The organism is Phyllobacterium sp. (genome assembly GCF_037994405.1).
Classification (GTDB): domain Bacteria; phylum Pseudomonadota; class Alphaproteobacteria; order Rhizobiales; family Rhizobiaceae; genus Phyllobacterium.
Genome location: NZ_JBBNAN010000197.1, coordinates 1 through 4,010, shown reverse-complemented (window position 1 = coordinate 4,010; position 4,010 = coordinate 1). Strand labels below are relative to the sequence as shown.

Genomic DNA, 4,010 nt, shown 5'->3' with positions numbered 1-4,010 from the left:
AATGGCGGGCTGGCGCTTCTTGGTCTGCTTCGTACCTAACGGCAAGCCCGTGATCAGCGTCAAGAAGAGCTTCCGCGCGGCCTGCGAGGCGGCAGGGCTTGGCGAGGATGTCATGCCCCATATTCTGCGGCATACGGCCGCGACCTGGCTGATGCAGTCCGGTACCGACATCTGGCAGGCAGCCGGGTTCCTGGGAATGACGGTCGAGACGTTGGTCAACACCTATGGGCATCATCACCCCGACCATCTGCAGGAAGCCGCAAACGCGATTTCTTCCCCACAGAAAACCCCACGGAAACCCCACGGAATGGACGGAAATAAACGTGAACATCGCGATTCTAACGTGACGCCAATCCCAGCAAATAGGCGGGTTTCGTAGAAGCGCCACCCGTTCGGGACGACAGGGTCGGAGGTTCGAATCCTCTCACTCCGACCAGTGAAAATCCTCGAATTTGTGAACGAACCTTGGAGACTTGCGGCTCCTGCACCTCTTTGCTCATTCCAGACATCGCATTGCCCCAGTTTGCTTGCTGGCTGCAAGTCGTCAGACCTGCGGCTGCTGGACCACAACTTTCTTCAGTAGTATTCTTCGCAGCCTGAGCTTTTGGATATTGCCGTTGCCGCAATATTCTCTACGCCACCTCTTGAAAGAGGTCTTGTCCGGAATTATTTTTATTTGGAAGCGTGCAGTGCACGCAAACAGTGGTGGCTTGCTTACGCTTCATACTTGGAGGTTGTCATGCCAAACACTCTGATGGAAGGAAAGAAGACCCAGGATTGGGTCAACCTGATCCTGGCTGTATGCCTGTTCATCTCCCCTTGGGTTATCGGCTTTGCGGCTGAAACCGCACCGACCTGGAACGCATGGATCGTCGGCATCGCACTCGGTGCATTGGCGGTTGCAGCGATCTCGGCATTCGCCGAATGGGAGGAATGGGCAAACCTGGTACTTGGTCTTTGGCTGGTCGCATCTCCCTGGCTGCTTGGTTTTGCAGCTAGCGTCGGTGCGATGCGGACCAGTGTCGTTCTGGGGCTGCTCGTCGCCGCCGTATCGGCATGGGCAGTCTGGGGTGTTCATCACCCCCACGCACACGCCTAGACCCCGTCCCTCGCTGTAAAGCCCGCCGCGCGAAAGCGGCGGGCTCCGCCGTTCGATTCAGCTACCTGAACCGGCTGAAAACAGTCGTTGAAATGTCGAGAGTTCAGCAGCGCTTACATCGGACACCGCCCAAAATGTCAGACCGCCACCCGACCATTTGACGAAGTTATATCCGTCGTGCGCCATGTTCGTTAAAGCAGTGGCCGGCGCGGGCCACGCGAATACATTAATAATGTGGCCGTGCCGGCGGTAGATCAAAGCAGCGACTACTCTGCCATTGATATAGTCCACACGGCCGCCAACCAGCGGAAAGCCCTGTGCCGCGAGGTCTACCACGGGGGGAGAATAATCGATCTTTCCGTCGAACCAGGGCTTGACGGTGTGCTGATCGGAGGTTTGGACGTCGGTAAGGTGATTGACCAACAAGGAATGCACGTGGCTGGCCAGGATCTGGTCTTGTAACAAAGTATCCTGGCCAGGAACCGACAGGACCAGAAAAATGCTTGCTGCCAGTGCAGCGAAAGACGGAACATAACCCCAGCGCTTGGCGAATTGGGCGATTTTCGACCACGCTCCCCCGTGGTCGGCGATCACAACGCCCTCTCGCGATGCCAACTGGTTTTCCAACGATATTGCCGTCAATATCTGTTCACGGACGGCTTCCGGTACCGGCCACCTCACGCCGTCCTGCCCGGTGACACGTTTCAATGCCTTGAACCTTTCAAGCTCTGCTGTGCAGCCGGTACAAGCAGCAAGGTGCTGCTCGAATTGCCGTGCATGGGCTGGATCGAGTTCACCGTCGATGAAGCCATGCATCATGATGGCCCACTCGGGGCAACCTTCGGGGACAGTTTTGCTCACGACGCTGTCTCCCCACCTTTGTCTCGCCACGCCGCCCCAAACTCCTGCCGAGCACGGGCGAGCCGCGACATGACCGTTCCGATCGGCAAGTCGATGATATCAGCGATCTGGCGGTACGAGAGGTATTCGAGTTCCCGCAGCACCAACACTTCACGCAGCGGTTCTGGCAGCGAATTGATGATCAAGCGCACGCGCTGCGACTCGGTTTTTCGAATCAGTTCAGATTCGGGCGTATCTTCTTCGCAGGCAATGTCATGCGCCGCGTCTTCAGGCGCTTCGCGCCAATCTGGCATCGGTGCTTCGAATCGCGTCCGTCGAAGGCGTTCATTCAGCCAGGCGTGATAGCAATTCCTGACGATCGCAAAGACCCAGGCGCGCGCGTCGCCGCCACGATATCTGTCAAAGTTGCGATAGGCGCGCAGGAAAGCCTCTTGGACAATGTCCTGGGCGGCATCTGCGTCACGGCTCAGGAACCGGGCAAAATTATGCGCGCCATCGAGATGGGGCATGATCACCTGATTGAACCGCATGGCCGTGTCGCCGCCGGCAGATTGCGCAGTTCTTGGGCCAAGCAAATGTGACAGCGGCGCCGCCATAAGCACGGTCAGCCGCGCAAGAGGCGAGCGCAAATCACGCAGCCAACGAACAGCAAGGCTGCGTGCTAAGGGCACGCGTCGATCATAGGCTATGCTTGTCGAATACATCTGCGCCATCATGTTCTCTATGTAGCACGCCAGCCGCTTCCAGGCTTTCAGGAAAGCTGATGCGCGGCACCATCGATATCTAGATCGCTGCAACCCGCGTTTTATTCTCCTCTTCCAGGAATTATTTTTCGCAACATCCGGCGAAATTAGTGATCGCCAAATTTAACTTATAACTTTCAATGGCTTCCTGAAAAACTTTCGATCGCCGGGAATAAACTCATCCCTGCAGCAATCTATTTGGTCAGCGGAGGCGTTGATCGATCCATGTGCTCCGCCTGGCAATTGCCATTTCTTGAAGGAGACAACCCTATGTTCAACATCACACGCCGCACGCTCCTTGGGTCCGCCGTTGCGGCGGCTGCCTTCGGACTTCCCCGACAACTGGAATTCGTGCTGCCGGCTTCGGCCGAATTGCCGATCGAACCGGCTACCGGCCATTACAAATACAAGGTCGGTTCGATCGAGGTCACTGCGATCTATGACGGCATCTGGCGCAAACCTCACGATCCGGCATTCATCAAGAATGCGTCTATAGAAGAGACCAAGGAGGCCCTCGCCAAGGCGGGGCTCACCACTGACTTCATGCCGATCCCCCTGACCGTCGTAGTGCTTAAAATTGGCGAGCGGCTGATCATGATGGACGCTGGCTCGGGTGTCGGCCAATGGCAGGCGAATGCCACGCATCTGCCCGCAAACATGAAGGCTGCCGGGATTGATTACACGAAGATCGATACGCTCATGATTTCCCATTTCCACCCCGATCACGTCTGGGGTCTGATGGAGAAGGAGACAAATGCTCCGGTATTTGCGAACGCGGAACTGATCGTCAGCGATAAGGAGTACAATTGGTGGACTGACCCCGGTCGCCTAGACAAGCTGGCCGAGGGGCGCAAACCGGCTGGCCGGCGTATCGCCCAGGTTTTCCCGACATGGAAAAACTGGAAACTGGTCAAGGATGGTGCAGAGGTGGCGCCCGGCATTCAGCTGATTGCAGCACCTGGTCATACACCCGGACATTCCGTTTTCCTCGTCGCATCGGGCAACGACCAGCTCCTCGTTTCAGCGGATACGATGTATGTGCCCGCCTTGCTCGCGCCTCACCCGGAATGGCAAGGCGCCTACGATCAGGATGGTCCGGCTGCCATCATCACCCGCCGCAAGCTGATTGATCGTGTGATTGCCGACAGGATCAAGATCTGCGGCTCGCACTTTCCGTTCCCCGGCTCAGGCAGCTTTGTGAAGGACGGCAATGCCTATGGCTTCACCCCGACCGTTCAAGCTTAAAAGTTCAATGGAGATGAAGATCATGCTCAAACACGCACTTATCGGCTTTTTGGGGCTCGCAG

5 protein-coding genes are annotated in these 4,010 nt (G+C 56.9%); 3 read left to right on the top strand and 2 right to left on the bottom strand.

The features are described 5' to 3' along the window. Window positions 1-379, top strand: a 379-nt coding sequence (locus tag AAAC48_RS11195) for a tyrosine-type recombinase/integrase (RefSeq protein WP_340654245.1), incomplete at its 5' end; no start/stop codon positions are given. Between the two features lie 360 nt (window positions 380-739). Then, a complete protein-coding gene (locus AAAC48_RS11190; protein WP_340654244.1) occupies window positions 740-1,099 on the top strand; it encodes an SPW repeat protein in 360 nt (119 codons plus the stop codon). 57 nt (window positions 1,100-1,156) lie between these two features. Here the strand turns inward: AAAC48_RS11190 and AAAC48_RS11185 are convergent, their stop codons facing one another. Further along, window positions 1,157-1,960 carry an anti-sigma factor gene (locus AAAC48_RS11185; protein WP_340654243.1) on the bottom strand — a complete coding sequence of 268 codons (804 nt, stop codon included), beginning with the start codon at window positions 1,958-1,960 and terminating at the stop codon, window positions 1,157-1,159. Continuing rightward, complete coding sequence (locus tag AAAC48_RS11180) at window positions 1,957-2,757, bottom strand: sigma-70 family RNA polymerase sigma factor (protein ID WP_340654242.1); 801 nt, start codon at window positions 2,755-2,757, stop codon at window positions 1,957-1,959. Before AAAC48_RS11180 ends, AAAC48_RS11185 begins: the two co-directional genes overlap by 4 nt. Window positions 2,758-2,973: 216 nt before the next feature. On the opposite strand from AAAC48_RS11180, the gene AAAC48_RS11175 reads away from it, so the two are divergent. Continuing rightward, window positions 2,974-3,948 (top strand): MBL fold metallo-hydrolase, encoded by a 975-nt coding sequence (locus tag AAAC48_RS11175; RefSeq protein WP_340654241.1) that lies wholly within the window; start codon window positions 2,974-2,976, stop codon window positions 3,946-3,948. The last annotated feature ends 62 nt before the right edge of the window (window positions 3,949-4,010 follow it).

Excerpts from the sequence above, each read along its gene's own strand:
- AAAC48_RS11190 (WP_340654244.1), top strand. The coding sequence starts at position 740 with ATGCCAAACACTCTGATGGAAGGAAAGAAGACCCAGGATTGGGTCAAC.
- AAAC48_RS11175 (WP_340654241.1), top strand. The coding sequence starts at position 2,974 with ATGTTCAACATCACACGCCGCACGCTCCTTGGGTCCGCCGTTGCGGCG.